This is a genomic window from Pseudodesulfovibrio tunisiensis (assembly GCF_022809775.1).
Lineage (GTDB): Bacteria > Desulfobacterota > Desulfovibrionia > Desulfovibrionales > Desulfovibrionaceae > Pseudodesulfovibrio > Pseudodesulfovibrio tunisiensis.
The window spans coordinates 1,797,771-1,823,648 of the sequence record NZ_CP094380.1; the positions used below are offsets into that span (position 1 = coordinate 1,797,771).

General features: G+C 60.2%; 29 protein-coding genes. 16 read left to right on the forward strand and 13 right to left on the reverse strand.

Features of this window, described 5'->3' with window-relative positions; genetic code table 11:
- The first annotated feature begins 24 nt into the window (after positions 1 to 24).
- Both MPN23_RS08855 and MPN23_RS08860 read left to right on the forward strand, forming a co-directional pair.
- The gene (locus tag MPN23_RS08855) at positions 25 to 1,557 is read left to right on the forward strand and encodes a sialidase family protein (RefSeq protein WP_243547333.1); all 1,533 of its coding nucleotides are present in this window, start codon (positions 25 to 27) and stop codon (positions 1,555 to 1,557) included.
- On the forward strand, positions 1,554 to 2,288 hold the full coding sequence (locus MPN23_RS08860; protein ID WP_243547334.1) for a dienelactone hydrolase family protein: 735 nt from the start codon (positions 1,554 to 1,556) through the stop codon (positions 2,286 to 2,288). The genes MPN23_RS08855 and MPN23_RS08860 overlap by 4 nt, the downstream gene beginning before the upstream one ends.
- On the opposite strand, the gene MPN23_RS08865 is transcribed toward MPN23_RS08860, so the two are convergent.
- Positions 2,285 to 2,737 carry an ATP-binding protein gene (locus tag MPN23_RS08865; protein ID WP_243547335.1) on the reverse strand — a complete coding sequence of 151 codons (453 nt, stop codon included), beginning with the start codon at positions 2,735 to 2,737 and terminating at the stop codon, positions 2,285 to 2,287. The genes MPN23_RS08860 and MPN23_RS08865 overlap by 4 nt on opposite strands.
- 126 nt (positions 2,738 to 2,863) lie before the next feature.
- Between MPN23_RS08865 and MPN23_RS08870 the strand changes: the two genes are divergently transcribed.
- Complete coding sequence (locus MPN23_RS08870; RefSeq protein WP_243547336.1) at positions 2,864 to 3,193, forward strand: hypothetical protein; 330 nt, start codon at positions 2,864 to 2,866, stop codon at positions 3,191 to 3,193.
- A gap of 613 nt (positions 3,194 to 3,806) precedes the next feature.
- On the opposite strand, the gene MPN23_RS08875 is transcribed toward MPN23_RS08870, so the two are convergent.
- On the reverse strand, positions 3,807 to 4,730 hold the full coding sequence (locus MPN23_RS08875) for a LysR family transcriptional regulator (RefSeq protein WP_243547337.1): 924 nt from the start codon (positions 4,728 to 4,730) through the stop codon (positions 3,807 to 3,809).
- Positions 4,731 to 4,858: 128 nt separating this feature from the next.
- On the opposite strand from MPN23_RS08875, the gene MPN23_RS08880 reads away from it, so the two are divergent.
- Positions 4,859 to 5,044 (forward strand): hypothetical protein, encoded by a 186-nt coding sequence (locus tag MPN23_RS08880; RefSeq protein ID WP_243547338.1) that lies wholly within the window; start codon positions 4,859 to 4,861, stop codon positions 5,042 to 5,044.
- A gap of 8 nt (positions 5,045 to 5,052) precedes the next feature.
- On the opposite strand, the gene MPN23_RS08885 is transcribed toward MPN23_RS08880, so the two are convergent.
- Both MPN23_RS08885 and MPN23_RS08890 read right to left on the reverse strand, forming a co-directional pair.
- Complete coding sequence (locus MPN23_RS08885; protein WP_243547339.1) at positions 5,053 to 5,913, reverse strand: tetratricopeptide repeat protein; 861 nt, start codon at positions 5,911 to 5,913, stop codon at positions 5,053 to 5,055.
- A 95-nt stretch (positions 5,914 to 6,008) separates the two neighbouring features.
- A complete protein-coding gene (locus MPN23_RS08890; protein WP_243547340.1) occupies positions 6,009 to 6,773 on the reverse strand; it encodes a Mut7-C ubiquitin/RNAse domain-containing protein in 765 nt (254 codons plus the stop codon).
- 32 nt (positions 6,774 to 6,805) lie between these two features.
- Here MPN23_RS08890 and MPN23_RS08895 point away from each other — a divergent pair, with 32 nt between their 5' ends.
- The 5 genes from MPN23_RS08895 to pgm all read left to right on the forward strand — a co-directional run bounded on the left by MPN23_RS08895 (position 6,806) and on the right by pgm (position 11,434).
- Positions 6,806 to 8,056, forward strand: a complete 1,251-nt coding sequence (locus tag MPN23_RS08895) for a M48 family metallopeptidase (protein ID WP_243547341.1) — start codon at positions 6,806 to 6,808, stop codon at positions 8,054 to 8,056.
- 30 nt (positions 8,057 to 8,086) lie between these two features.
- Positions 8,087 to 8,617, forward strand: coding sequence for a Crp/Fnr family transcriptional regulator (locus MPN23_RS08900; RefSeq protein WP_243543859.1), 531 nt, complete (start codon positions 8,087 to 8,089; stop codon positions 8,615 to 8,617).
- Between the two features lie 93 nt (positions 8,618 to 8,710).
- A complete protein-coding gene (locus MPN23_RS08905) occupies positions 8,711 to 9,214 on the forward strand; it encodes a cyclic nucleotide-binding domain-containing protein (protein ID WP_243543860.1) in 504 nt (167 codons plus the stop codon).
- Between the two features lie 19 nt (positions 9,215 to 9,233).
- Positions 9,234 to 9,737 carry a Crp/Fnr family transcriptional regulator gene (locus MPN23_RS08910; RefSeq protein WP_243543861.1) on the forward strand — a complete coding sequence of 168 codons (504 nt, stop codon included), beginning with the start codon at positions 9,234 to 9,236 and terminating at the stop codon, positions 9,735 to 9,737.
- Between the two features lie 44 nt (positions 9,738 to 9,781).
- Entirely contained in the window at positions 9,782 to 11,434 is a 1,653-nt protein-coding gene (gene pgm, locus MPN23_RS08915) for a phosphoglucomutase (alpha-D-glucose-1,6-bisphosphate-dependent) (protein ID WP_243543862.1), read from the forward strand.
- A 70-nt stretch (positions 11,435 to 11,504) separates the two neighbouring features.
- Here the strand turns inward: pgm and MPN23_RS08920 are convergent, their stop codons facing one another.
- From MPN23_RS08920 to MPN23_RS08935, 4 genes are all read right to left on the reverse strand, one after another.
- Positions 11,505 to 12,422, reverse strand: coding sequence for a YceI family protein (locus tag MPN23_RS08920; RefSeq protein WP_243543863.1), 918 nt, complete (start codon positions 12,420 to 12,422; stop codon positions 11,505 to 11,507).
- Positions 12,423 to 12,523: 101 nt separating this feature from the next.
- A complete protein-coding gene (locus MPN23_RS08925; protein ID WP_243543864.1) occupies positions 12,524 to 13,303 on the reverse strand; it encodes a substrate-binding periplasmic protein in 780 nt (259 codons plus the stop codon).
- Between the two features lie 113 nt (positions 13,304 to 13,416).
- The gene (locus tag MPN23_RS08930; protein WP_243543865.1) at positions 13,417 to 14,127 is read right to left on the reverse strand and encodes a peptide arginase family protein; all 711 of its coding nucleotides are present in this window, start codon (positions 14,125 to 14,127) and stop codon (positions 13,417 to 13,419) included.
- A gap of 48 nt (positions 14,128 to 14,175) precedes the next feature.
- Entirely contained in the window at positions 14,176 to 14,622 is a 447-nt protein-coding gene (locus tag MPN23_RS08935; RefSeq protein WP_243543866.1) for a hypothetical protein, read from the reverse strand.
- Positions 14,623 to 14,907: 285 nt separating this feature from the next.
- Between MPN23_RS08935 and MPN23_RS08940 the strand changes: the two genes are divergently transcribed.
- Positions 14,908 to 16,233: a Na+/H+ antiporter NhaC family protein gene (locus MPN23_RS08940; RefSeq protein ID WP_243543867.1), complete on the forward strand. Its 1,326-nt coding sequence runs from the start codon at positions 14,908 to 14,910 to the stop codon at positions 16,231 to 16,233.
- Positions 16,234 to 17,250: 1,017 nt separating this feature from the next.
- Here MPN23_RS08940 and MPN23_RS08945 read toward each other — a convergent pair.
- Positions 17,251 to 18,303, reverse strand: coding sequence for a TOBE domain-containing protein (locus MPN23_RS08945; RefSeq protein WP_243543868.1), 1,053 nt, complete (start codon positions 18,301 to 18,303; stop codon positions 17,251 to 17,253).
- 136 nt (positions 18,304 to 18,439) lie between these two features.
- Between MPN23_RS08945 and modA (MPN23_RS08950) the strand changes: the two genes are divergently transcribed.
- From modA (MPN23_RS08950) to MPN23_RS08975, 6 genes are read left to right on the forward strand one after another with little or no spacing between them, the layout of a single operon-like run.
- A complete protein-coding gene (gene modA / locus MPN23_RS08950; protein ID WP_243543869.1) occupies positions 18,440 to 19,174 on the forward strand; it encodes a molybdate ABC transporter substrate-binding protein in 735 nt (244 codons plus the stop codon).
- Between the two features lie 3 nt (positions 19,175 to 19,177).
- Positions 19,178 to 19,834 (forward strand): molybdate ABC transporter permease subunit, encoded by a 657-nt coding sequence (gene modB, locus MPN23_RS08955; RefSeq protein WP_243543870.1) that lies wholly within the window; start codon positions 19,178 to 19,180, stop codon positions 19,832 to 19,834.
- Positions 19,831 to 20,526: an ATP-binding cassette domain-containing protein gene (locus tag MPN23_RS08960; RefSeq protein WP_243543871.1), complete on the forward strand. Its 696-nt coding sequence runs from the start codon at positions 19,831 to 19,833 to the stop codon at positions 20,524 to 20,526. The genes modB and MPN23_RS08960 overlap by 4 nt, the downstream gene beginning before the upstream one ends.
- Positions 20,523 to 21,251 (forward strand): molybdate ABC transporter substrate-binding protein, encoded by a 729-nt coding sequence (modA, locus tag MPN23_RS08965; RefSeq protein ID WP_243543872.1) that lies wholly within the window; start codon positions 20,523 to 20,525, stop codon positions 21,249 to 21,251. Before MPN23_RS08960 ends, modA (MPN23_RS08965) begins: the two co-directional genes overlap by 4 nt.
- A gap of 4 nt (positions 21,252 to 21,255) precedes the next feature.
- A complete protein-coding gene (locus MPN23_RS08970; protein WP_243543873.1) occupies positions 21,256 to 21,924 on the forward strand; it encodes a molybdate ABC transporter permease subunit in 669 nt (222 codons plus the stop codon).
- A gap of 19 nt (positions 21,925 to 21,943) precedes the next feature.
- Positions 21,944 to 22,690 (forward strand): Rossmann-like domain-containing protein, encoded by a 747-nt coding sequence (locus MPN23_RS08975; protein WP_243543874.1) that lies wholly within the window; start codon positions 21,944 to 21,946, stop codon positions 22,688 to 22,690.
- A gap of 89 nt (positions 22,691 to 22,779) precedes the next feature.
- Here the strand turns inward: MPN23_RS08975 and lplA are convergent, their stop codons facing one another.
- The 4 genes from lplA to MPN23_RS08995 form a co-directional block, all read right to left on the reverse strand.
- Positions 22,780 to 23,757 carry a lipoate--protein ligase gene (gene lplA, locus MPN23_RS08980; protein WP_243543875.1) on the reverse strand — a complete coding sequence of 326 codons (978 nt, stop codon included), beginning with the start codon at positions 23,755 to 23,757 and terminating at the stop codon, positions 22,780 to 22,782.
- Positions 23,758 to 23,904: 147 nt separating this feature from the next.
- Complete coding sequence (locus MPN23_RS08985) at positions 23,905 to 24,063, reverse strand: hypothetical protein (protein ID WP_243543876.1); 159 nt, start codon at positions 24,061 to 24,063, stop codon at positions 23,905 to 23,907.
- 151 nt (positions 24,064 to 24,214) lie between these two features.
- Complete coding sequence (locus MPN23_RS08990) at positions 24,215 to 24,892, reverse strand: 4Fe-4S binding protein (RefSeq protein WP_243543877.1); 678 nt, start codon at positions 24,890 to 24,892, stop codon at positions 24,215 to 24,217.
- A gap of 63 nt (positions 24,893 to 24,955) precedes the next feature.
- The gene (locus MPN23_RS08995; protein WP_243543878.1) at positions 24,956 to 25,849 is read right to left on the reverse strand and encodes a helix-turn-helix domain-containing protein; all 894 of its coding nucleotides are present in this window, start codon (positions 25,847 to 25,849) and stop codon (positions 24,956 to 24,958) included.
- Positions 25,850 to 25,878 lie beyond the last annotated feature (29 nt).

Here is a 25,878-nt window from a genome sequence, read left to right on the forward strand (position 1 = left end):
CGAAACGATTCAAGAGGATTCTCCATGCCGAGCATAAGCGACAACACCGAACGCCATGAGATCGTGGATCGCCGCCCCGGGCAGTATCTCTGCTTCCCGGACATCGTACGCGCAGCAGACGGGCGGCTCATCGTGGCCTACAACGAATTCGACAAGCATGTGGGAGCACGACGCAGACTGATTCTCAAGACCAGCCGAAACAATGGACATGCCTGGAGCGCCCCTCGCTATCTGGACGTGACGAACAGCCACTGCCCCAGATTCACCCTGCTCCGGGACGGCCAGCTCATGCTGATCGATGACAACCGCCCCACCATTCATCGCAGCGCGGACAACGGCGAGCACTGGGCCTCGCATCCCGGAGACGGATTCCGCCACGGCCTGCCCGACCGCTGCATGGAACTCGGCGCGGACCGGCTCCTGTGCACCGGGCACATTCACCGGGGCACGGCTGCGCATCCCGCAGTGCGCCAGCCGCCCACAGAGCAGATGGCCTATGCCTCGACCAATCAGGGCCGCTCATGGTCCGCCCTGTCCGTAATTGCCCACGACCGCAACCTCATGCTCTGCGAAGGGTCCCTGTGCGCCCTGCCCGATGGTCGCATCCTGTGCATCATGCGGGAAAACAGTTTTGTGTACGAACCCATGTACCTGTGCGAAAGCCGGGATCAGGGCCACACATGGTCCGACCCCGTGCCCACCCCGCTGATCGGGCACCGCCCCACTCTCGGCCTGACCCGATCCGGCAAGTTGCTCTGCACCTACCGCGACGTGGGACCGGACATGGGCACCTGCGCATGGCTCGGCACGGAAGCGGAACTGCGCAGCAACTTCCGGGTGCACGGCAACGCCCGAAACAACGCCCGACTCGCGAAACGCGGCCTGCGCATCCGCAATGGCGAGGAGCCGAATGCTCCGGTGCGCTACGCCCTGCGCCCCATGACCGATCCGCGCTCGGCCACGGCCCGGCTCGAAGCCGAGGTTCGCGTGGACAGCAGCGGGAAAAACGGCTGCGGCCTGCGTCTCGGCACATGGTGGAAAATCACCACGAACCGCATTGTCCCGGACATTCCCGGCGCGCGCGGATTCAAGCTGGAACCGGGCACCTTCAACACGATCCGTCTCGACTACGAGGCCGGAACCGTGACCCTGCGCGTGAACGGACGCAAACGCGGCGTGATTCACGTGGAGCCGGACCGGGCCGAAACCCGGGGCATCCTGTTCGGCGCTCCCCTTCCGTTTCAGGACAACGCCGTGGATTGCGTCTGGAAACGGATTTCCCTGCATGTGCGCGATCCTCGCTATCTGCGCGACTACCAATGGCAATGGACTCCGGATCAGGGCCTGCCCGACCAGTGGCGACAGGATCACGTGCTGGAACTGAAGAACGACAGCATGGCCAATCCCGGCGACTTCGGCTATTCCGGCTGGACCGAACTGGAGGACGGCACGTTCCTGTGCGCGTACCACCACGGCGGCAGCGCGGAACCCGGATATGAGCCGGGCCGGACCGCACACATCCTTGTCACCCGCTTTTCCGAGGAGGATTTCGCATGATCGAGAGCGCTCCCCTTGCCTATGAACATGATGAAACCGAGCTGGAAGGCATTCTGTTCACGGACGCGGACGAAACCGCGCCAAGACCCGGTGTGCTGCTCATTCACGAATTCACGGGGCTGGACAGCAACATCCTGCGCCACGCGCACGAACTGGCCGAGGCAGGCTTCACCGTGCTGGCCCACGACATGTACGGTAGCGCCATCCGCCCGGAATCGCGGGAAGAAGCCAGTCTTCATGCCCATGTGTATCGCGATGATCGCACCCTGATGCGGGAACGGGCCGCAGCCGGGCTGGAAGCCCTGCGCACCTGCCCGGAAGCCGACGAAACCGCCCTGTTCGCCCTTGGTTTCTCCTTCGGAGGATGCGCAATGCTGGAACTGGCCCGGTCCGGCGCGGACCTGCTGGGCGCGGCCAGCGTATACGGCTATCTGCGCACGGACCTGCCCTGTTCGCGGAAGGACGTGCTGGCCAGCCTGCTGGTGCTGCACGGCATGCGGGACAAGGTGGTGCCCATGTGCGACGTGCCCCCGTTCCTTGAGGAAATGGATGCGGCGGAAGCAGACTGCCGGATGACCATCTACACGGGTGCGGGCCACGGATTCTGCAATCCCGACGTGCCCACGGACACGGAATTCGGCTGCGCCTATTGTCCGGACACTCATGCCAAGGCCCGAAAGGCCGTACTCGATTTCTTCAGGGAGTTGCTTGAGGCTCGGCCAACCATTTAGGAAGACGGCATTTCGTCTCCCAGAGAATGGACCAGACCATAGGTCAACACCTCACCCCCGGCAGCAATGTCGTACCGGGCCTCGAAGGTCAGTTCGTCGAGAATTTCCCGGGCAATGAACAGGCCCATGGCCTCGAAGCTGGTACGCCGCAAGGGCACATGGCTGTTCCGGCGCAGACAGTCGTCCCATTCGCCGCGCGGTCCGTGGTGCTCCACGAACATTTCCAGCCGATTCGTCCGCCAGTAGAGCCGAACCTCGATGTCATGCGGATCGGCCTGCGTCATGATGTTCCGAGCGCAGTACATGAACACCCCTTCCAGACAGACCTGAATCCGCCGGGAATGGTTCTCGTCAAAGCCGTTCAGGATGCAGAAGGCATCCAATCCGGCATTGACCATTCGGACGGAGGCGCGGTTCGGGGGCATGATCCAGACAGCGTGCGGCAGCATGGAAACTCCATGTAGATTGGTTGGATGCCTGAAAACTAGACCAATTCACGCCCTGTGGCAAACCGGAACCGGCTTGGCTCATGCCGCGCATTGAGGCATACTGATGCAAACCAGCGAGGTATTGTCATGGACAAGGCAGACGTGCAGCGGATTTTCGAGGCATATTTCGAAAAATACAAGAAGACCGAGGGCGATCGTACCGCCTGGTCCGCCTTCTGGAACGAGACCACGCCTGACGGCGTGCTCGAACTCAATCTGACCAAGTGCCCCAGAGGTACCACCTTCAAAATCTTCGTGAACAAGCGCAAGGTCGCCGAGGTCATGGGGTGGGAAAACTTTTTCCCGGCCATGGAAAAGGTCGCGGCCGAGCATCCCGGATTGTATGATCAGGACAGGATTTTTTTCAGAAATGGAATTCGTGATCTGAGAGGAAGACGGCGTGGCTACGCGCCCTGAAGAGGTGGGGCTGTGCCAGCTTGGCGGTCCGTGCCGGGCGAAGCAATTCGCCGTATGCGCCTTACCAGCTTGTTTGGTGGGGATTTCGCCCTTCCCGGGCGAATTACTTTTATTCCAAGGCGGATAAAAGTAATCAAAAGCCGCCTTTTGGGGCCGCCACAGCCGTGCGCGTTTCCTACTTGATCAAGGCTGATCTGCCGTGCATTTGCCACAGGACCGGATGCCTTGATCAAAGGGAAACGGTGGAAAGTTGGTTGGGCCGGGGGAGCTTGGTAGAGCCGGGGCGACTTCTCACACCCGGAACACTGTCTCTTACCCAGATCGAATTTCGGCTCGCGAGGGCTTGGAACCAGTCGAGGCGACCGAAGCCGGGGCGATGCGGTTTCCGAAGGAAACGTCGCAATCGCCCGGCGAAAGGGCGCTACTGGTTCCTGCCCGAGGGAGTCGGGAGCACAGTGCGTAGAGGCTTTTTTTTCGTTTATTTTTTTGCCCCAACAAAAAAATGAACTCGCCCGGGAAGGGCGAAATCCTCACCTTGCAGGATGGCACGGCGAAAACGGCGCGGCTACGCGCCCTGAAGAGCTACGGCTATACCAACATGGTGAGCCTCTCTCTACCCCACGCAGGTCATATCATCTGCACAAGGCAACGAGTCCCTGTTGCAATATTTCTCCATGACTTCAAGAAAGCACTCCAGAGCCGGCGACTTTTCGCCCCGCCGCCACAGCACGTGTATTTCGCTGATATGTCCCTTGCCTTCCCAGTCAAAGGGCAGCAGTCGTACGCATTTGGGGCAGGTGCGGGCCATGCGGGCCGGGACAAGGGCCACGCCCAATCCGGTGGAAACCAGAGCCAGCTTGGTGTGATGCGTCACGGCTTCCTGCACCGTGCGCGGCACAACCCCCTTTTCGAGAAAGGTTGCCGCGGACTGGGCAGGATGGATGTAGCGCGGAAACGTGATGAAGTTTTCCTGATGCAAATCCGTGATCCGGGCCTTGCCCTGTTTGGCCAGAGGATGACATTTGTGCACGGCCAGCAGATACGGTTCCCGCAAAAGCAGCGTATGTTCGAACCGCTCATCACCGCAGAACGCGCCGCACAATATGCCTACATCAAGGCTGTTGTTCAGCAGCCCTTCGCGCTGTTCCACGGAATGCATCTCGTGGATGTCCAGCACAATGCCCGGATACAGGGTGCGAAATTCGGCCAGGGCCTCGGTAAAATCCGTCTGCGTGGCCGAACTGATGAACCCGATGCGCAACCGCCCGATCTCGCCCCGGGACATCATGCCCACCTGCTCGATTCCGTTTCCCAGCGTCTCCAACGTGTTACGCGCAACGCAGAGAAACTTGCGCCCCTCCTGCGTCAGCAGCACGCGTCGATTCGTGCGATCGAACAGCATGACGCCAAGGTCTTCCTCCAGCTTCTTGATCTGCTGGGATAGCGGAGGCTGCGCCATGTGCAGCCGCTCGGCTGCCCTCCCGAAATGCAGTTCCTCGGCCACGGCTATGAAATAGCGAAGTTGCCGTAATTCCATATCTCCCTCCGGCCAACGACGAATGATATGAAAAACATATCAATTTCGTTTTCATTTCATATTGGACATATCAATTTTTCTGGTCATACTAGCCGGAAAATCGAAACGCAAGCCCCAGGGAGGCACGCATGCACTGCAACCGTTTTTCACTGGAACAAAGGGTATACGAGGAAGAACTGCGAACACGAGGCAGGGAACGCGAACGCATTCTGCGTGGAACAGCAATCAGGGCCCGACTGCTCGTCGGAACCGTTCTGGTGCTGACGCTGCCCCTGATGCTCCGAACCTGTCTGGGGTGGCCCAACTGGAACTGATAGACGGACTAGAGGTTGAAGGTCTGTTTTTTCCCGGCGCCGGCCTTGGGCTTGGAGGAACTGAAGATTTTGGATTCGGTCCGCTTCATGATCTTGCGGGCCTCGGCATTGAGCGGATTCTTTTCCAGAGCTGCGGAGGCATTGTTGAACGCTTCGCCCCAGTCGCGCTTTTCCAGACAGAGCTTGGCCATGCGCAGATGCAGGTTTTCGCTGGCACCGAGACGGCGCATGGCATCCTTGATCGCGTTCATGGCCTTGTCCACCTCGTGCATGCCTTCGTAGCAGAGGATCAGAGCATTGTGTGCGCGCACGTCGGACTGGTTGATCTCAAGCGCCTTGTTCAGATATTCCACGGCCTCGGCAAACATGCCCGACATGGTCAGCCGATTGCCGATGTCCGAATCGATTCCCTCGATATCCTTGAAGTACTCGGAAATCTTGCGGTAGAGCTTGCGGGCTTCAAGCTGTTCGCCCTGCTTCACGAGGCCGGCAGCCTTGATCAGATTCTCGTCCAGCACGGCCAGCCGCTTGCGAAGCTTGGTGATCCGCGCCTTTTCCATGGCCTGCTCAAGCTTGTCGTGCAGCCGGACCAGCGTGGAGTGGAACGCCTTTTCCTTGCCGCGCTGATAGACCAGCCCCTGCGGAAAAAGCTTCCGGATCATCTTCATCTTGTTCAGGTCGCGAAGCGCCTCGTCCAGAAGCGCCTGAATCTCGAACTTTTCCCGGCCGAACACCTGACTGGTGACCAGTCCCTTGATGGCGTTGGCAAGGCAGCCGAGCGTCCGCAGGTAATCGCTTTTCTGGGCATAGGCCCGGGCCCGCGCAATGTCCTCGCGGATGCTCTTGGCATTGAGTTGCATGTTGCTCATGCGTGGTTTTCTCCGTTTGCAGCCTGATTTCTGAACGCTAATACAGCCCAGATCATTTTTCAAGCATGTGGTGGAGTTACCTGGGTTCTTCCGCGCTATTCCGCAGCCGTGGCAATACCCAGAGCAGCGAACCGTTCCACGAGCCGCGCATGATGCGAACCGCGCCAATACAGTCTGCCGCACATGGGGCACTCCTTGAACGTGCTGAAATACTTTTTTGTTTTCGGTTCCAATCGATGCATCACATCGGCCTTGTTCACCGCAACGGTCTTCACGTTGCAGCGCAGACAACGGCTGAACAGGGCCGGAGCACGGGTCACGCCGAACAGGCCGAGCACCTCGACAAGCTGTTCGTCAGGCAAGGCAGCACGTACCAGACGACCGCAGGTCACCACGGACCGCTTGAGCAGGGCGCGGTCCCGGGACAGAACCACCCGCCCCTCCCGGGCAGCGACCTCGGCAATACGTGCATCATCCCATGCCCGGTCATACGCGGCATCGAACCCGAGCGCACGCAGCAGCGGAACCAGCCCGGCCACGTTCTCGTCCACCAGAAAACGGAGCGCCGAAAGCGGCCGGGGCCGCAAGAGCGTCGGGATGGTCACGTCCACGGGATATGCCGGACAAAGATCGGCAGGCAGAAGCGCCACTTCCTGCCCGGGTTCCAAAAGCAGGGAAAAATCATGATCGCGACCGTTCGCGCGGATGCCGTGAATCTCGGTATGGGGAACGCCCAGACTTTCGACCACGTCCTTGATTGACGCACGTCTTGCAGCGGGATAGCGTACCAATCCCGAATGGTGTTTTCTGGTCAAGAGCCCGGCCAATTCCCCGGCAAACAGCAGGGTCGCGTCAACCATGATACCTCTCCTGCCCCAAGGATGTCGTTGCAATGAACATGTATCTCATCGCGGTCCTCTGCTTTCTGCTCCTGTCCTGGCTGCTTTCCTGCGCGGCCAGCTATCTCAACGCCCGGGCCATGCGCCCGGAACCGCCCGAGGAATTCGCGGACGCCATTGACGCGGCCACCTATGCCAAGGCCCGGAACTACGCACGCGCCACCATGCGCCACACCCTGATCTCCTCCACGACGGACACGGCTCTGGTCCTGATCTTTCTCCTTGCGGGCGGATTCAACTGGCTGGACACCCTGATCCGGGCCGCGGGATTCGGGCCCACGCCCACCGGGCTGCTCTACATCGGCGCGCTGGCCCTCGGATCGTGGCTGGCAAGCCTTCCCTTCGAGGTCTACCATACCTTTGTGCTGGAAAACAGGTTCGGTTTCAATACCACGACCCTGCGCACCTTTGCCGCGGACCGCATCAAGGGCGTGATCCTGACCGCATTCCTCGGCGGTGCGCTTCTGGCCGCAATCCTGTTCTTCTTCCAATACACGGGGCAGTGGGCCTGGGTCTGGTGCTGGGGATTCGCCACGGCATTCTCCCTGGCCCTGACCTATGTGGCCCCGACATGGATACTGCCGCTGTTCAACAAGTTCTCTCCGCTGGAGAATGAGGAGCTGCGCCGGACCATCACGGACTATGCCGCAAAAACCGGCTTCCAGCTCTCGGGCATCTTTGTCATGGACGGGTCCAAGCGCACCACCAAGGCCAATGCGTTCTTCACGGGGTTCGGATCCAAACGACGCATCGCCCTGTTCGACACGCTGGTGAACAGTCACGGCCCCGAGGAAATCCTTGCGGTGCTGGCCCATGAGGTGGGACACGCCAAGCTGGGACACATCAGAAAACGCCTTGTCGCCAGCATCCTCAAGACCGGACTCATCTTCTTCCTCATGAGTCTGGTCATGAACAGCCCGGCCCTGTTCCGGGCCTTCGGCATGGAGCACATGAGCATCCATGCCGGGCTGGTGTTCTTCTTCCTGCTCTACACTCCGGCGGCCATGCTCCTGTCCGTGGCGGAAAACGCGCTCTCGCGCCGTCACGAATATCAGGCGGACGCCTTTGCCCGACAGACCACGGGCAGGCCCGAAGCCCTGGTCCGGGCGCTCAAGTCCCTGTCCGTGTCCGGCCTGTCCAACCTCACGCCGCATTGGCTCGCCATATGGCTGGAATACAGCCATCCCCCGGTTCTGGACCGCGTCCGAGCGTTGCGCACGTCTGGTGAAAACGCACGGACATAATAATCCGCCCAGCTCCCGAGTTGTGCCATCATGGGCATCCGATTCCACGCCAACCGCGACGAGGATGCCATGAAGGAAACACCATTCGACCCGACCAACCGGGAAATTCTTGACCGACTCAAAACCGTGCCCGCTTTCGACAGCCTGCCCGAGGGCCAGCTTCGCATGGCGCTTCAGGCCGCGTCCCTGCGCCGATACGAGGCCGGGGAAACCGTGATCAGCGAAGGGGATTTCGACAATCGGGTCTTCTTCCTCATCTTCGGTCATTTGTCCGTCACCGTGCAGAACAACGAGGTCGGCACCCTGCGCCGCCTCGGCGACGTATTCGGCGAGATGGGCATCATTGACGGCAGCCCTCGTTCCGCCAGCATAGTCGCGGTCAAGCCGACCCTGTGCGTGACTCTGGACGACACGGCCATGGGCGAACTGGGCTCGCCAAGCAAGATTTTCACGCAGGCGGTCATGTACCGGGTATTCGCCGAGGTCATGGCGGTTCGTCTCCGGGACGCGAACTCGCGCATCGCGGAACTGGAAGCCGAACTGCAACGGCTGAACAAGTAGGCGCATGATTCACGGGTTCTCCTTGTCCGAAACATGTTTTTCAGCCATAGTACGACCCGAATTCTCCAGTCATGCAGGCGCAAGGACACAGTCGTGAAGGAACGCGGATTCGACCCGAACGATATCGACACCCTGACCCGGCTCAGGAAGCTGCCGGTCTTCAACGGCATGAACGAAACCCAGCTTGCCGAAGTCCTGAAACTGGCCCGACTGCGTCAGTACGAGGAAGGCGAGACCGTGATGCGGCAGGGCGAAATGGACCAGATGGTCCATGTGCTCATCCGCGGCGAATGTCAGGTCAGCGTGAATGACGTGGACGTGGCGACCATCAGCCGCCTCGGGGAAATCTTCGGGGAAATGGGCATGGTGGACCCCATGCCCCGTTCGGCCACGGTGCGCGCGCTCCGCCCCACCCTGTGCCTCGGCGTGGACGGTTCGTTTGCAGGCAGACTCTCGGGCCTCGACCAGATCAATGCCCGGGGACTGCTCTACAAGGCATTTTCCGAAATCCTCGCCGAACGCCTGCGCCGAACCAACGCCCGGATCACGGAACTGGAAAAAAGGCTGGAAGACCTCGCCATGATGCCGCCGGAATGAACCGGCACAGGAGACCGCCATGCCCGCCACGCCGTTCGACCCGTCCGATCCCGCGCATGCGGATGCAGCGCGAACCATCCGCGCCTTTTCCCGACTCTCCGACAGCCAGCTCGCCCAGATCATGGTCCTCGGTGAACTGTGCGACTATGCCCGAGGCGAGGATGTGATCACGCAGGGACAAAGCGACAAACGCATCTTCTTTCTGCTGCACGGCGATCTCAAGGTGCTGGTGGACGGCGTCGAAGTGGCGCGCGTGGAAACCCCGGGCGAAGTGTTCGGGGAGATGGGCGTGGTGGACCCGGCCCCGCGCTCCGCCACCATTCGCGCTGCGGACGAGACCGCATGCCTGAGCCTCGACCTCGGTTTTCTCGACTCGCTGAAAAGTCCGGTTCGAGAGGCTGTCCAAGCGTTGTTCTTCAAGATTTTCTATGAGATACTGGCCGGACGGCTGCGCGAGGCCAATGAAAAGGTCGCGGACCTGGAAATGCAGGCCGCAGTATTGGAAAACTGCAAATTCGATTAGGGAAGGTTCGTCCTTCCCCGTTTTTTTTGCCCAAGGAGTTGATCATGGCCCTGCACAAGCTCGCGGGAAAACCCGCGCCCCTGTCCATTCTGGAAAACATTCCCCGGCTCGTTTCCGCCTACTACACGGAGACGCCGGACCCGGAAATCCCGAGCCAGCGCGTCTCCTTCGGCACATCCGGGCACCGGGGCTCGTCTCTGGACCGCTCCTTCAACGAAGAGCACATTCTGGCCGTGTGTCAGGCCATCTGCGAATACCGCAAGGCGCAGGGCACGGACGGCCCCCTGTTTCTGGGCATGGACACCCACGCCCTGTCCGAACCGGCGCTGATCACGGCCCTTGAAGTCTTCGCGGCCAACAGCGTGGAAGTGCGCTATCAGACGGACCGGGGCTACACCCCCACGCCCGTGATCTCCCACGCCATCCTGACATGGAACCGTGGCAGGACCGCGGGACTGGCCGACGGCGTGATCATCACCCCGTCCCACAACCCGCCCCGGGACGGCGGCATCAAGTACAATCCGCCCCACGGCGGTCCGGCAGGCCCGGAAGCCACCACGCCCATTCAGGACCGGGCCAACGATCTGCTCGCAAATGGTCTGTCCGGCGTATGCCGCATTCCGGCGGACCGGGCGTTCAGGACCGATTGCGTCAGAGCGCACGACTATGTCCGGCCCTATGTGGATGATCTGGAAAACGTGGTGGACATGGAGGCAATCCGCGCCCACGGCCTGCGTCTGGGCGTGGACCCGCTGGGCGGATCGGGTGTGGATTTCTGGGACCCCATCGCGGAACGGTACGGGCTGGACATCACCGTGGTGAACCGCCGCATCGACCCGGCCTTTGCATTCATGACCGTGGACAGGGACGGAAAAATCCGCATGGACTGCTCCTCGCCCCATGCCATGCAGTCCCTGATCCGACACAAGGACGAATTCGACATCGCATTCGGCAACGACCCGGATTACGACAGGCACGGCATCGTGACCCGCAGCTCCGGCCTGCTCAATCCCAACCACTATCTTGCCGTGGCCGTGGACTACCTGTTCCGCAACCGCCCGGGCTGGGGCCGGAACGTGGCCGTGGGCAAAACCCTGGTTTCCAGCTCCATGATCGACCGCGTTGCCGACGGCCTTGGCCGCGACCTGCGCGAGGTGCCCGTGGGCTTCAAATGGTTCGTGGACGGCCTGCTGGACGGCTCGTACGGATTCGGCGGCGAGGAATCCGCCGGAGCCAGTTTCCTGCGCAAGGATGGCACGGTCTGGACCACGGACAAGGACGGCATCATTCTGGACCTGCTCTCAGCGGAAATCACGGCGCGCACAAGCCGCGATCCCGGTGAACTTTACGCCCGGCTGGAGGCCGAGTACGGCTCGCCGATCTACGAACGCATGGACGCGCCCGCCAGTCCGGAGCAGAAGGCCGCATTCAGGGCCCTGACCCCGGACATGGTCAGCGCGAACACGCTGGCCGGAGACCAGATACTGGCCCGTCTGACCCGCGCCCCGGGCAATGACGCGCCCATCGGCGGACTCAAGGTCACGACCGAACACGGCTGGTTCGCAGCCCGGCCATCCGGCACCGAGGCCATTTACAAGATATACGCGGAATCCTTCAAGGGCAGGGAACATCTGACCCGAATTCAGGAAGAGGCACAGGCCATTGTCGGCGCAGCCTTTGCCAGCGCCGGAGTCTGATTCGCACAGAGAAGAAAGGAAACGGGAAGCCGAGGCTTCCCGTTTCCTTTTCTGCCGCACAAGCAATCCGCTATTCCAGCACCATCCGAAAATCCAGCGAAATGAAATCATAGACCACGTGATACCCCAGATGCTGGAAGAACCGGCCCGATCCGTAGATCACGCCCCATTGGGTGCGGTCGAAATCCAGATTGCCCAGCACCGCGATCCTGCCGTTCTCCACATTGCGGACATGAGCGGGAAACGCGATTTCGTTCGAAATGCCGCGCAATTCAAGGTTGCCCTGCATCATGGCGTTGGGCCGGGTCGGCGCGTCCAGCGCCAGCTTGAGCCGGGTCACGGTAAACGTGGCCCGGGGAAACAGCCGGGAAAAGAAGAAATCGTCCGAAGCCAGATGATCCAGCAGCACGGGCTGGAGTTCATCGCCTTCCAGATCCTCGTTTGCAATGGAGGTCATGTCCATGATGAACGAACCGGACGGCTCGTCCCCGAATTCCAGCACGCCTTCGGCAAACATCAGCGTTCCCCGATGGCCTCCGTTGTGATTGCGTCCGGTCCAGCGGATCACGCTCTCCCCGGGCACGAGCCGATAGGGCCGATGCTCCGTGACCAGCGGAGGATGCGGCGGCTCCACGCCGTCCGGGTCGGTTCCCTCCAGAGGCAGCCCGGCCTGTTGCCACGCTTCGAGCCCGCCCGGGAACACGGCCAGATTCGTGAACCCGGCACGCATCAGCTTTTCCGCAGCCGTGAAACAGTCGAGGGAATCCTCGCCCGCCCCGTACAGCACAATGGGCGTGTCCCGTTCCGCGCCCAGCCCGTCCATGGTGTCCAGAAACACCATTTCGTATACGCAGGCGTTCACGGCCCCGGGAATATGCCGCGCCGCATGATGTTCCGGGACAAGGGTATCCACCAGCAGCCCATCCCTGCGAGCCGCGAATTCCCGGACCTGTTCCAGAGTCAGCCGTTCCAGATCATTGATGTCCATGCCAGCTCCTTTGGTCGAAAACATCCTGCGCGCAAGGCAGGACCCCAGTGTGTATCACACTGGGCAGGAACAGGTCACCCTGTCAAGAATTCGGAAGTATTTTATTTCCAGTCGCGCAGGCCGTAGCGGACAAGAATGGCCTTGAGACGACCGGAAGCGCGCAGCTTGCGCACGCCCCTGTCCCAGATGCGGGCCAGTTCCCGGGAACGTGGCGACTTGTCGCTGAAAGCCACGTACAAATTTTCAGACACGTCATCGGACCCGGCATATTCGATGAGATCGCGGACTCCCAATCTATCGGCCTCGTACAGTATGGCGGTTCGGTCATCCAGAATGGCATCCACGCGCCCGGCAACCAGCTTGCGGAGGTTTTCCTCAAGCGGATTCTGACTCACCGTATACTGCACCAGCGCTTCCCGGCCGCGCCGTTGAAGAAACTCGACAATATCGGGATGGATGCCGTACCCGGCCACCAGAGCCAGACGCACGCCCACAAGAGACGAGGTGCCCGCATACCGCCACGGATTGGACTTGAGCACGAAGAAATCCCCGGCAGTGGAACCGAGTTCCTCTTCCGGATAGATCAGCCAGTGTGCCTCGGACCTGTCCGCGCCGATCACGCCGTCGATGTAGCCGTTGGTGGCTTCGGTCAAGGCTCTTCGCCAGGACATGACCCGATACTCCACCTCGAATCCGGCTGCTTCGAATATCTCGCGTGCCATGTCCACGGCAAAGCCGTCCTGCCCCAATCCCTTTTCACAGGTATAGGGGCACCAGACATCCGCGGCCAGCACGACAGGCTCCCCTGCCCGGGCCGGACAAGGGGCAAGAGAAAGAAAGGCTGCCGCGACAACCCATGTCAGACAAGAGAAAAGGCGCATAGACCTCCACAGAACACAGTTGATCGCATTCGCAAGGTGACCTGAACACCACCCCACGTCAATGCTGTTATAACAGCATGGAATCCTGCTTTTCCAACAATGCGGTGAAAAAATCAGGCAAGACGAAAATCGAGACCAAGACAGGAACACGCAAGAGCACAGGCCTGTTCAGCAGGTTCCCAGCCGCCGCAGCATTCCGGGGAAAGACTCATGGTCAGGCACCGGGCGCGCCCCGAATCCAGCATTTCCCGAATCCACAGGAAGAAATCACGCATGCAAGCCTCGGAAAAGAGATATTCCCGGGAACCATCCGCGGTTTTGCAAAAGAAATAGTCCAGATCGACATTGAGCAGCCACTCCCCGTCCCGGCACACGGACCGGTCCGGGAAATCCCAGGGCAGATACTCCGTGATGGGGGCCAGTTCGGGCCGCTGGCCCCTGCCGTGCGTGGCAAAGGCCCATTGGTCGATGCGATCGCCGAACGCCTTCATGAACAGGCCGAGGTAGTTGTCCCAGCGAAACAGGGGAATGATCGTGAAGAAATCCGAATCGTATCCGGCGTTCAGATACTCGTCCACGGACATGCCGGGCAGGTCGAGCTTCCGATAGTGGGCATAATCGATTTCGGAAAAGAGCGCGTCGTAGTGGCGATCCACATGAAGCAGGGAAAGGGAGGTGCCGCCGTGCAGATATTCCAGCCAGCACCACATGGCCGCACGATGGTTGTCCATGATGCAGACATTGCCCTCACGCCAGAGGAAATTCAGATTCACCACATGGGAATGATTTCTGCCCTTGAACGGAACAAGCCATTGCCCGGCCATACGCGCCTCCTTACTGAGGCGGCAAGCTACCGCTTGGCGGACGGAAAATCAACCGGGCGCAAGCCTTCTGGCTTTTGCCAGAAATTTCGAGCAGTCGCCGCGCACGCGATCGAGACAATCCGGCGTCACGCAATTGGGATTCTCCAGAGGCGCCGCGTCAACCCCGGACACACCCAGCACGGTGTCCACCTTGAGCGCCCATATCTGATTGGAAAAGGCGTAGCTGTTGTTCCTTCCCTGAGGGTCCCTGTCATTGGTCAGCCAATCCTGAATCCCGATCTTTTCATCCCCGTTGATGACCACCAGCTTGCCCCCGTCCTTGGAAAAGGTCGGCAGCCAGTAACTCACGTCCCCTTCAACGGCCAGACACAGGAAATAATGCAATCCGTTCACCGCCGTACCCGGTCGCGCAGTGCAACATCCGTTCGGCGACAGATCGGCTACGTCGAAGTGAACGACACGTCCTTCGGTCACATCACCCGGTCCCCTGACCATGCCCCCTCCCTTTTTTTGGAACGATCTTACAAACTGACAAAAGTAAAATCAATATCACAAAACACTTTTTTAATAAAAAAATGGAGAAAACGATCATGAAAAGGAATGCTTGCGACCTGATAACGGAAACGGAAAAAAACAAAGGAAAATGGGTGGACACGGGGCATATCCTAATATAAGGATATCCAAATCTAATCATTCGGGATCACGCCGCATCATGCTGCGGATCATTTGTCGGCCCCATTCGCGCGGCACAGCCGCCCAACAAACAGGTGAAGGAAAACCATGAACCAGCCTACTACCCCGCGAGGCAGCGCCCTGCTCCCCCTGCTGCTGTTCCTCGCCCTGTTCATCGGCACGGGAGCGGTGCTCACCGCCCAAGGCGTCAAAATGGCGTTCTACCAACTCTCGGCAGCCGTGGCCATTCTCCCGGCCATCGCCCTTGCCCTGATCATGGGCAAAGGCAAGCTGAACCAGAAGATCAACATCTTTCTCAAGGGCGTCGGCGACATCAACATCGTGACCATGTGCGTGATCTACCTTCTGGCGGGCGGGTTCGCAGCCGTGGCCAAATCCATCGGCGGAGTGGATGCCACGGTCAACCTCGGTCTGGCCTTCATCCCGGCCCAGTTCGTGCTGCCCGGCCTGTTCGTGATCGCGGCCTTCGTGTCCACGGCCATGGGCACCTCCATGGGCACCATCGCGGCCATCGCCCCCATTGCCGCCGGAGTCGCCCAACAGACCGACATTTCCAGCGCCATGCTCATGGGCACGATCCTCGGCGGCGCCATGTTCGGCGACAACCTTTCCATGATTTCCGACACCACCATCGCCGCCACCCGCACGCAGGGCTGCGACATGAGCGACAAGTTCAAGATGAACGTGCGCATTGTCACACCCGCTGCCATCGCCGCGATCATCATGCTCATCATCCTTGGTGCGTCCGGCGGCGTGACGCACACCGGCGACTGGGAATTCATCCGCGTGGTCCCCTATCTGGTCATCCTCGGACTGGCCGTGGCCGGTGTGAACGTGTTCGTGGTGCTCTCCACGGGCATTGTGCTGGCCGGAGCCGTGGGCCTGTTCGTGCTGCCGGACTATTCCCTGCTCAAGATGTCGCAGGACATCTACAACGGCTTTACCGGCATGCATGAAATCCTGGTCCTGTCCATGCTCGTGGGCGGTCTGGGCGAACTCATCCGCTTCAACGGCGGCCTCCAGTGGATGCTGGAAAAGATCACGTCCATGGCCAACCGGGCCGGAAACGGCAATACCCGACGCTCCGGCGAACTGGGCATTTCCTCTCTGGTCACCTTTGCGGACGCATGTACCGCGAACAACACGGTTGCCATCATCCTGTCAGGCGGCCTTGCCAAGGAAATCGCCAAGGACACGGGCGTGGACCCGCGCCGCAGCGCCAGTCTGCTCGACATCTTCTCCTGCATCGTGCAGGGCCTCGTGCCCTACGCAGCGCAGGTGCTCCTCGCCGGGTCCATCGGCGGAATCTCACCGGTCACCGTGGCTGCCAACAACTGGTATTGCCTGATTCTGGCCGTCATCTCCCTCATCGCCATCTTCACCGGCTGGCCCAAGGTCAAGACCGCAAAATAGCCGTTCCAAAAGACAAGATTGAAAGAAAGGCCCGGAAGCGTTCGCTTCCGGGCCTTTCCTGTTTGTCTCCGACGGCTCAAACCTTTTGTAAAAGGTTTGAGAATCCAAAACTTTTTGGCTTGCGCCGCCTGTTGGAAAACAGGAAATCGAAAAGGAATGGTGGCGGCGCGGAAGACAAAAGACATCTGAGAAGCTCCCCTTTTCCCCAAAAAAATCCTCCATTATTGCTCTCAGTTGCAAAACATCATACCCCAAAAGGAAACAAATATAAAAATACGAATGGACAGACAAAAAATGAAAACACATAGCCTAGAAGGAAAAACGTTAAGATTGGAATATCTAATTAAATATCAGCACGCAGATTTTGCTTCATCACCCCGATCAATAACGATCAACGGTTATAAACAACAAATTAACTATTGGTGCGAGGCTGCACAAATCCTCATACGGCAACTGATAGCCAACAATGATTTGACAGAAAACGATCTTCCACTCGTCCCAACAGATCGTTCATCAAAAGCATTTGTGAACAACACAGATAATCAAATCAACAACAGAAATGGAAAATTCAAAAAAATTGCAGAAAATTTTTATGTCGACACCAAATACAACAGATTATGCATTGTCAAGAATATGTACAACACATTGAATAAATTGATGGTGCTCGACAAATACAATGTCACGATAGAGCAATGACAAGGCCGACGCGTATGCACAATACGCGAGGATTTGCCCTTTTTGCAGCAACGCAGCAGATTCCCGTTCCTCACGCAGGCTGTTCCGGAATGGGGAGATGCAAGGCGCGAAAAAAGGACAAGGCCGACGCGTATATCCAATACGCGAGGAGTTGCCCTTTTTGAAGCAACGCAGCAGATTCCCGTTCCTCACGCAGGCTGTTCCGGAATGGGGAGATGCAAGGCGCGAAAAAAGGACAAGGCCGACGCGTATATCCAATACGCGAGGAGTTGTCCTTTTTGAAGCAACGCAGCAGATTCCCGTTCCGGGACAGCCTGCGCGCTAGAGTGTGTTGAGGACTACGGAAAGCGCCTTGAAGGTGAATACGGCCTGATCCCCGGGGGCAAGCTCGAATTCATGGGCCGTGCTGGCCGAAACCAGCGCGCACAGGTCCTGCCCCTGATTGGTGAGCGCGGAAATCTCGGTAATGGCCTTGCTGGCACGGACCTTGGTCACGCAGGCAACCAGGGTGTTTCGGCGGCTGGAATGCTTTTCGGAGAACGGTTTCTGCACGGAAATGAGCGGAGCCTTGACCGTGGCCACGACCGGAACGCCCTGTTCAAGCCCGAGGGAATGCAGGCTTTCCGTGGTGATCACGGCACAGAGCGCATCGCCCTGCTTGCTCTCCATGCGCACCTCGGCCATGACCGCATCCCGGGCGATCCCGGTAACCCGGCAGTAGAAGGAATTGCGCGCACTGGTGCGGCCGGACATGTCACCGAGCGCCAGACGGCGCACGATGAACGCCGCATCCTGACCGGAATACTGTTGCAGCATGCCCTTGAGTTCCGCAGGCGACCTGCCGAGCACGGTCTGAACAACGGCAAGGGGCACTCCGCTGCGCAGCATTTCCACGGCGCGGGTATTGCGCAGCACACGCGCGGTCGCCAATTCGCGCGGCACGCCGCACTCGTCGGCACGGGCATAAAAGGTCCGCCGGACCAGTCCCTGATCCGCATGCAGAAAATCCCCGGAATATCCGGCGGCAAGCGGGCTTTCCAGCACCCGACGCAATTCCCGCGCCAAACGCTGGGGAATGGGCACCTCGCGCCTGTTGCTGCCCTTGCCGATCAGAATCATGCCCCGATCCAGATCCATGTCCGTGCGATCATCCAGACCAAGGACCTCGCCCAATCGGGCTCCGGTATGACGCAACAACTGGAAAACAAGTCGCAGCCGTTCCCGGGACCGCAAATGGTCGGCACGCACAGCCGCATCGCGCCATGCCGTAAACGCCTGAGCCAACGCGCCAATCTGTTCCGGAGCGAGCAAGAGCACGTTCTTCGGAACCGTGAACACGTTGTTCGGCAAAAGACGGGAGTTCGGTTTGTTCATATCCACACTTCGAATGTCACGAATTTTCGGTTCGGCGTGACCAGGTTGTTGCGCCCCGGCGTCCGGCGTACATCAGCATAGCAATCGCCTGTTCGCTTGTAAAACTGTTCACATCATACATTATGGAGTTATCCCGATGAAACGCTTGGCTTCCCTGATTCTGGCAGTGATGCTGCTCCTGCCACAGGCCGCTTCCGCAGCCGACCTGCTCGTGGCGCAGGCCGCCAACTTCATGCCCGCCATGAAGGAAATCATTCCCGCCTTCGAAAAACAGACCGGACTCACGGTGCAGGCCACCTATGCCTCCACGGGCAAGCTCTACGGCCAGATCGTGAACGGTGCGCCCTTCGACCTGTTTCTGGCTGCGGACCAGCGCCGCCCGGCCAAGCTCTTCAAGGACGGCCTTGCCGCCGAGCCCTTTGTGTACGCCAAGGGTCAGGTCGTGCTCTGGACCATGAAAAAGGAACTGTGCGCCAAGCCCTGGACCGAAATCCTCAAGGACGATTCCGTGCGCAAGGTCGCCATTGCCAACACCGAGACCGCGCCCTACGGCACCTCGGCCATGAAGGCCCTCCAGACCGAAGGACTCTGGGATTCCCTCCAGTCCAGGCTCGTCTACGGCCAGTCCATTGCGCAGGTGTTCCAGTTCGCCTCCACGGGTGCGGCCGACGCGGGCCTGTGCGCATTCTCCTCGGTTTTCACGGATCAGGGCCGCAAGGGCGCGTATGTTGTGGTGGACAAGGCCCCGGAAGTCATTCAGGCCGCCTGCGTGCTCAAGAACGCGCCTCATGCCGAGGCTGTCGCCAAATTCGTCGATTTCCTGAACACGGATGAAGTCAAGGCCATCAAGAGCAAGTACGGATACAAATAGCGCATGATCTGGGAACCGTTTCTTCTCTCGGCCAAACTGGCCCTGTGGACAATGTTGATCATTCCGATAGTCGCCGCGCCCGTGGCCGCCTTGCTGGCCTACGCCCGGTTTCCGGGCAAGAGCGCGGTGGACGCTCTGGTGTCCCTGCCCATGGTTCTGCCGCCCACTGTGCTGGGCTTCGGACTCCTTGTGGTTCTGGGACCCCAGGGCGTCATCGGTTCCTCGTGGGAAGCTGCCACGGGCGGCAGGCTGGTATTCAGCTTTGCCGGTATCCTGCTGGCCTCCCTCGTGTTCAACCTGCCCTTTGCGGTCCAGCCCCTGAGAGCATCCTTTGAAAAGCTCGACCCCAGACTGCTGGAAAATGCGGCCATTCTCGGCCTCACCCCGGCCCAGACGTTTCTGCGCGTGGTCCTGCCGAACTGCATCGGCGGTCTGGCTGCGGCGTCCATTCTGGTGTTCGCCCACAGTCTGGGCGAATTCGGCGTGATCCTCATGGTGGGCGGGTCCATCCCGGGCCAGACCAAGGTCGCGTCCATCGCCATCTTCGAGGCCGTGGAAGCCCTGCGCTTCGACGACGCGTTCCGCATGTCCGCAGCACTGGTACCCATCAGCTTTGCGGTTCTTCTGGTCATCAACAAACTGAATCGGAGGCGGTCATGACCCTGTCCGTGGCAGTTCGCAAACAGCTTTCCCATTTCGATCTGAACGTGAACTTCCAGTGCCGGGCCGGCAATCTCACGGCCATCGTGGGCCCGTCCGGCGCGGGCAAGACCACGCTCATCCGCATGATCGCGGGGCTGGAGCGGCCGGACGCCGGACGCATCTGCCTTGGCAACACCTGCTGGGTGGACACGGCTACCAATGCCTTCCTTCCGGCACGCAAACGCGGGCTGGGGCTGGTGTTTCAGGAATATACCCTGTTCCCGCACCTCACCGTGCGCAGAAACGTGGCCTTTGCCGCCACGAACATGGAACGCGTGGACAGCCTCATGAACCTGTTCGGCATCCGCCACCTCGCGGACAAGCGGCCGGATCAGATTTCCGGCGGCGAACGTCAGCGCGCGGCATTTTGTCAGGCGCTGGCCCGCGAACCCGTGCTCCTGCTTCTGGACGAACCCTTCTCTGCTCTGGACGCGGCCACGCGCCGCAAACTGCGCGCGGAACTGCGCGACCTCAAGAGCGAACTGGACATCCCGGTGCTGCATGTGACCCACGATCTGGAGGAAGCCGAATATCTGGGCGACGACATCATTGCCGTGGACCATGGTCAGGTTTCCCCGAACTGGTTCGACTGCCAGATGCGCATTGCGCACGCCATGTACTCCCAACCCGCAATGGAGAATTCCCTGTGAAAAAGATACTCTGCCTGACCTTCGTCTTCCTGCTCGCGGCCGGTTCCGCCTTTGCCTCGGATCAGGCCGTGCTCGCGGCGGGCGGCGGCTACAAGAAAATGGTCAATGCCCTTGCCAGGGCCTATACGGCCGAGACCGGGAACAGCCTGCAACTCGTGTACGGCAACATGGGCCGGGTCACGGCTCAGGCCAGGAACAGCGGGGCCGTCGATCTGGTCATTGGCGCGGACTTCTTCCTGACCCGCGCCCAGCTCGATTTCAGCGAGGAAATGAAACTCGGACGCGGCAAGCTGGTTCTGGCCTGGTCCAAATCCTTCAAGGGCGGAATCGATCCCGCGGCAATGCTCGAATCCGCAGCCGCCAAACGCGTGGCCACACCCGATCCGCACAAGGCCATCTACGGTCGCGCAGCCGCCCAGTACCTGAAGCATACCGGACTCGACGCCCGAGTCGGAGACCGTCTCGTGGAAGTCGCAGCCATCCCGCAGGTCTTTTCCTATCTGAGCCTCAACGAGGTGGATCTCGGGTTCATGAATCTGACGCACACCCTGAACGTGCTCGATTCCCTCGGCGGCTACGTGGTGATTCCCGACGAAACGTACAAGCCCATCTTCATCATGGCCGGACAGCTTGCCAATGCATCCCACCCGAAGCAGGCACAGGATTTCTACCGCTTTCTGAAGACGGACAAGGCGCAGAAGATCATCCGGGCCAACGGACTGTAGCAACGTGGACTGGCTGGGAATCATTCAGGCTCCGAGCACCATCGGTCCGGTTCTGCTCACCCTCAAGGTGCTGGCAGTGGCCGGATCGATCATCCTTGTCCTCGGCCTGCTTGCGGCGTATTATCTGGCGCACGGCAAATCGTGGATGCGGTCGGCAGTGGATTTTCTGGTCACCCTGCCTCTGGTGTTCCCGCCCATTGCCACGGGTTTCGCCCTGCTCCTGCTGCTGGGCAGGGACAGCGCCTTTGCCCGGGCCACGGGACTGGAGCTGGTGTTCAGCTTTCACGGGGTTGTTCTGGCCTCGGTGGTGGCCGGACTGCCCCTGATGGTCAAGCCGGTGGAAGCCGCCCTGCGCGGCCGTGGAAAACAGCTTGCCGAGGCCGCCTATGTTCTCGGCAAGAACGAATGGCAGACGTTCGTGCTGGTACTGCTCCCGAACATCCGGCGCAGCGTGATCGCGGGCTGGCTGCTGGCTCTGGGCCGCAGCCTCGGCGAAGTGGGCATGACCCTGATGCTCGGCGGCAACGTGATCGGCAAGACCAACACCCTGTCTCTGGAAATCTACAACGCCGTGTTCAGCGGCGAGTTCGACAGGGCCATTGTCCTGTCGTGCCTGATAGGCGTGATGTCCCTCGGCGTGTTTGTCGCGCTCAAGCGGATGTCCGCAGTGTAACTCAAGGAAGCAGAAGACTATGAGCGCAATTCTCGAAGCGGTCCGCGAGCGGGCCGTATCTGTTTGGACGGCAGAGGACATGCTCGACCAGAGCGTACAGGTGGTCACCGGCCCCCTGACCGTGGAACAGGCCATCGGCAATCCCGAGGGCAAGGACTTCCCGATCCAGAAGGGCAAGGAACGGCTCATGGAAGCCGGAATCCGCGACGCGCGCGGTCAGGCGTTCACCGACGACTTCGGCGCACATACGGCCACGCTCGGCGAAATCGCGAAACTGCCTCTGGACACCAATTTCCATCGTTCCGTGTTCGTGGCCGCGCTGAATGCGTCCATGGCCAGTCTGGGCCGGACCGGGCACACCATCCACTGCCGCAACACCGGACCGCGCGAATGTTCGGACAAGATCGCCGAGCATATCCGCGCCGACTACGGCACGCCGAAGATCACGCAGGTGGGATTCCAGCCCGCCATGATTCAGGCCCTGCACAAGGACTTCGAACTGCGCGTTCTGGACCTTGATCCGGACAACGTGGGGCAGGTCAAACGCGGCGTGTTCATCGAAGGACCGGAAACCGCGGGCGAGGCCCTTGCCTGGGCCGACCTGCTTCTGATCACGGGCACCACCCTTGCCAACGGCTCCATCGACGATTTCATCGACATTTCCGGCAAGGCACTGACCGGGGCCAGAGCCCTGTTCTACGGCACCACCATTGCCGGGGCCGCCCAACTCATGGGCTGGGACCGCTACTGTCCCCAAAGCGAATAGAACGCCCCGATCCCCCTCGAAAACAGCACAGGGCCGCCCCGGAATCATTCCCGGAGCGGCCCTGTTCCCTTTCCTGCCTTCAGGAAAAATCAGAACAGACAGTCGAAGAACGCAGGCAGATCAACGCCGCGCATGTACTGATCCAAATCCACATCAGCCAGACACTCCGCCATGGCCTCCCGGTCGTGACGGCAGCCGATCAGCCGATCCTCCAGCCCGGCGATGTCCAGAACGCCGAAATATTCCCCGAACAGGCGAAGCCCGGCAATGATGCCGTCCCGCACCTCCATGTGCACCTCCAGCAGACCGCCGGGCGTGCGCGTGGAGCGGGTGAACCCGTACTTGGGCGACGCCCCGTAATTCCAGTCCCAGGTGCGATACCGGGAATCGGCCAGTCGATTGATGTCCCGAATCTCGTCCGCACGCAGGTCCAGATCGCCCAGAGGTGCGCCTCCGGCCACATGGGTCATGAGCCTGCCAGCGAATTCGGTCACGCTCATGGGCTCGACCAGATGGCTGGAAATGTTGGTCACGCGCCTTTGCACGCTCTTGACCGCCTTGTCCCGATATTTTTCCGGATCCACGCGCAATGCGCCGGACAGGTCCGCGATTTCCGAGGCGAACAGCAGAGTGCCGTGATGCAGCACCCGGTCCCGCAGGACATGCTGGGCATTGCCGGAAAATTTCCTTCCCTGAATGGTCAGGTCGTTGCGGCCGTCGAACTCGCAGTCCACGCCCATGGTCCGCATGGCCGCGATCACGGGTTCGGTGAACCGCCGGAAATCCAGCGCCGGGGTCTCGTGCCCCAGACTGATGAAGGTGAAATTCAGATTGCCGAGATCATGAAACACGGCCCCGCCCCCGGTCAGCCGCCGGATCACCGGGATGCCGCGTTCCCGCACGAACGATTCGCTGATCTGGGAAAGCGTATTCTGGTTCCGGCCCACGATCACGGCCGGAGCATTGCGCCAGAGCATGAACACGTCGGTTTCGGCATTGCGCAGCAGCCATTCCTCGGCAGCCAGATTGAAGGCCGGATCAGTGAAGGCGTGATGTATGAACCGCATGGCATCCTCGTTGTTGCGGGAAAAAGATGATGACCGGATCGCGTTCGAACGATCCAGACGCACATAAGCCAACGCGTCAAGGGATGCAAACCCGAAAAAGGGGGAACCCCCATGAGTTCCCCCGCTGTCCTTCCGTGCCCGGCGCGACTACCTGTAGAAGCCCGGCAGCATGAAATTCATGAAAAAGGTCATGCCGCAATCACGGGACTCTCCGATCAGATCGTCCCTGAACTCGCCCTGAACAAGGGCGCTGCCAATCAATGAAAAAAACAGCAGACAAGCAAACACCGCCACAAACCGCTTCATGTCATTCCTCCCTGTCGCTTCCTGCCCCACGGATCGGCAACCGCAGTAGCCGGAACGCAGGACAGGAAAACTGGCGCAACCGCTGAAGGCACAGGTTGCCAAATGGCTGGCACCTTTCCGCAATGCCCTTGTAAAAGTGACGATGCGACAATCAGAGGGTGTCCGGCATGCGGATCGCATCCTGCGGACAGGCGATCATGCAGCTTCCGCATTCGTCGCAGCGTGCACCGTTGATGCGATAGGGTTCGCCCGGCTCGATGGCCTTGAACGAGCAGACGTCCGCGCATGCGCCGCAGCCAACGCATTCGTCCGTGATCACGCAGCCAGGCTCGGCAAATGTCTCCCCGCCGAACGCGAACCGGGTGCGCAGCAGCTTGTGGTCGCGATGCTCCATTTCGAAATCGTAGTCGAAAATCTCTCCCCTGCCCCTGTGGATACGGAAGAGCCGCATGGCAGGATAGCGAGCTGCGTCCTCAAGGGCATAGGCAAAAATGCGGTTTCCGGCTGCGGCCTTTTCCCGAATTTCCGCTTCCGGCACTTCCCGGGCCTCCCCGGTCAGGCGAAAGGTGAAGCCCGGAGGAAACGCAGGCTGCCCCACGGCATTGCGCCCGGTGGCCCGGCTGGACGGATACATGCCGCACAGGGCCACCTGCCCGGATGCGACAAGCTGCCGATGAAACGGTTTCACGTTCATGGTCAGAAAATAGATGCCCTCGTCATCCCAGCCGCACAAGTGGATGATGCGGCTGTGCAGGGTTCCCTGGTCCGAAGTGGTGATGGTCAGGCAGCCGATCTTCTCGACGGCCTCGCCGATTTCCCTGAGCGTCATGACAAACCTCCGTCAGAAATTGATCATCCGAAGGTAGTTGCTCACCGGAGCCGGGCACAGGCACTAACGAACAAAATGATGGTACTTTTGGCGAAGATTCTCGCGAAAGGCAGAGGGGGTGAGTCCGGTCTCGCGCCGAAAGAACCGGCCGAAATAGGACGGATCCTCGAAATTGAGCTCGAAACATATCTCGGCCACGCCCTTGTCCGAATGGGCAAGCAGCCGCTTGGCCGCCAGCACGAGTTCGTCCCGAACCATGCGTGCCGGGGTCAGGCCCGTGCTTTCCCGGACCGTGTTGTTCAGGCTGCTCACGCTGACCCCGAGGTCCCGGGCATACTCCTGCACCGTACGCTGGGCAGCGAAATTCTCTCCCACCAGCCGACGGAAACGACGCACGAGCACGGGCTCGCGGCCCAGATCGTTCAGCCCCCGGCTCTCGGACGCCATGCGTTGCAGATGCACCATGAGCACATGGAAAAACGCGCGAACCACAGAGGCATATCCCGCTTTTCCGGCATGAAATTCGTTCTGCATCCTGCGGAACAGGTCCTCGATGATTCCGGCCTGATCCCGAGGGACCGGAAAGCGCGAAGTCCGGGCCGGCCCATGGAAGAAACGCAACTCGAACCGGCTACCGACCGGGGCGTCCGGGGCAAGCAGAAACTCCTCGGCAAAGAGCAGCACGAATCCGTCGAGTTCATTGTCGGGCCGCCAGAAATGCAGCTGCCCCGGAGACACGAAATACAGGGAATTCGGCTGGATGTCGTGGGACTCGAAATCCACCAGATACTGTCCACCGCCACCGACCACGTAGTGGATCACATGGAAATCGTTCAGATGCAGTTCATCCACATCCGTGACCGGACAGCCCGTGCCTTTGGAAAACGGATGGATGGCAAACGGAACGGACTGGTCCGCGAAAAAATCCGACGAATGCGTTGGGTACTGGTGCTGCATGGGACGGATATAGCGCCACCCCCGACTCC

Coding starts and splice junctions, on each gene's coding strand:
- MPN23_RS08925 (WP_243543864.1), bottom strand. CDS start 13,303: ATGCGCCTTTTCTCTTGTCTGACATGGGTTGTCGCGGCAGCCTTTCTT.
- pgm (WP_243543862.1), top strand. CDS start 9,782: ATGGCCCTGCACAAGCTCGCGGGAAAACCCGCGCCCCTGTCCATTCTG.
- MPN23_RS08870 (WP_243547336.1), top strand. CDS start 2,864: ATGGACAAGGCAGACGTGCAGCGGATTTTCGAGGCATATTTCGAAAAA.
- MPN23_RS08865 (WP_243547335.1), bottom strand. CDS start 2,737: ATGCTGCCGCACGCTGTCTGGATCATGCCCCCGAACCGCGCCTCCGTC.
- MPN23_RS08995 (WP_243543878.1), bottom strand. CDS start 25,849: ATGCAGCACCAGTACCCAACGCATTCGTCGGATTTTTTCGCGGACCAG.
- MPN23_RS08890 (WP_243547340.1), bottom strand. CDS start 6,773: ATGGTTGACGCGACCCTGCTGTTTGCCGGGGAATTGGCCGGGCTCTTG.
- MPN23_RS08895 (WP_243547341.1), top strand. CDS start 6,806: ATGAACATGTATCTCATCGCGGTCCTCTGCTTTCTGCTCCTGTCCTGG.
- MPN23_RS08880 (WP_243547338.1), top strand. CDS start 4,859: ATGCACTGCAACCGTTTTTCACTGGAACAAAGGGTATACGAGGAAGAA.
- MPN23_RS08910 (WP_243543861.1), top strand. CDS start 9,234: ATGCCCGCCACGCCGTTCGACCCGTCCGATCCCGCGCATGCGGATGCA.
- MPN23_RS08945 (WP_243543868.1), bottom strand. CDS start 18,303: ATGAACAAACCGAACTCCCGTCTTTTGCCGAACAACGTGTTCACGGTT.
- modA (WP_243543869.1), top strand. CDS start 18,440: ATGAAACGCTTGGCTTCCCTGATTCTGGCAGTGATGCTGCTCCTGCCA.
- MPN23_RS08930 (WP_243543865.1), bottom strand. CDS start 14,127: ATGGCCGGGCAATGGCTTGTTCCGTTCAAGGGCAGAAATCATTCCCAT.
- MPN23_RS08935 (WP_243543866.1), bottom strand. CDS start 14,622: ATGGTCAGGGGACCGGGTGATGTGACCGAAGGACGTGTCGTTCACTTC.
- MPN23_RS08975 (WP_243543874.1), top strand. CDS start 21,944: ATGAGCGCAATTCTCGAAGCGGTCCGCGAGCGGGCCGTATCTGTTTGG.
- MPN23_RS08900 (WP_243543859.1), top strand. CDS start 8,087: ATGGGCATCCGATTCCACGCCAACCGCGACGAGGATGCCATGAAGGAA.
- lplA (WP_243543875.1), bottom strand. CDS start 23,757: ATGCGGTTCATACATCACGCCTTCACTGATCCGGCCTTCAATCTGGCT.
- MPN23_RS08860 (WP_243547334.1), top strand. CDS start 1,554: ATGATCGAGAGCGCTCCCCTTGCCTATGAACATGATGAAACCGAGCTG.
- MPN23_RS08990 (WP_243543877.1), bottom strand. CDS start 24,892: ATGACGCTCAGGGAAATCGGCGAGGCCGTCGAGAAGATCGGCTGCCTG.
- MPN23_RS08940 (WP_243543867.1), top strand. CDS start 14,908: ATGAACCAGCCTACTACCCCGCGAGGCAGCGCCCTGCTCCCCCTGCTG.
- modB (WP_243543870.1), top strand. CDS start 19,178: ATGATCTGGGAACCGTTTCTTCTCTCGGCCAAACTGGCCCTGTGGACA.
- MPN23_RS08960 (WP_243543871.1), top strand. CDS start 19,831: ATGACCCTGTCCGTGGCAGTTCGCAAACAGCTTTCCCATTTCGATCTG.
- MPN23_RS08855 (WP_243547333.1), top strand. CDS start 25: ATGCCGAGCATAAGCGACAACACCGAACGCCATGAGATCGTGGATCGC.
- MPN23_RS08920 (WP_243543863.1), bottom strand. CDS start 12,422: ATGGACATCAATGATCTGGAACGGCTGACTCTGGAACAGGTCCGGGAA.
- MPN23_RS08985 (WP_243543876.1), bottom strand. CDS start 24,063: ATGAAGCGGTTTGTGGCGGTGTTTGCTTGTCTGCTGTTTTTTTCATTG.
- MPN23_RS08885 (WP_243547339.1), bottom strand. CDS start 5,913: ATGAGCAACATGCAACTCAATGCCAAGAGCATCCGCGAGGACATTGCG.
- MPN23_RS08875 (WP_243547337.1), bottom strand. CDS start 4,730: ATGGAATTACGGCAACTTCGCTATTTCATAGCCGTGGCCGAGGAACTG.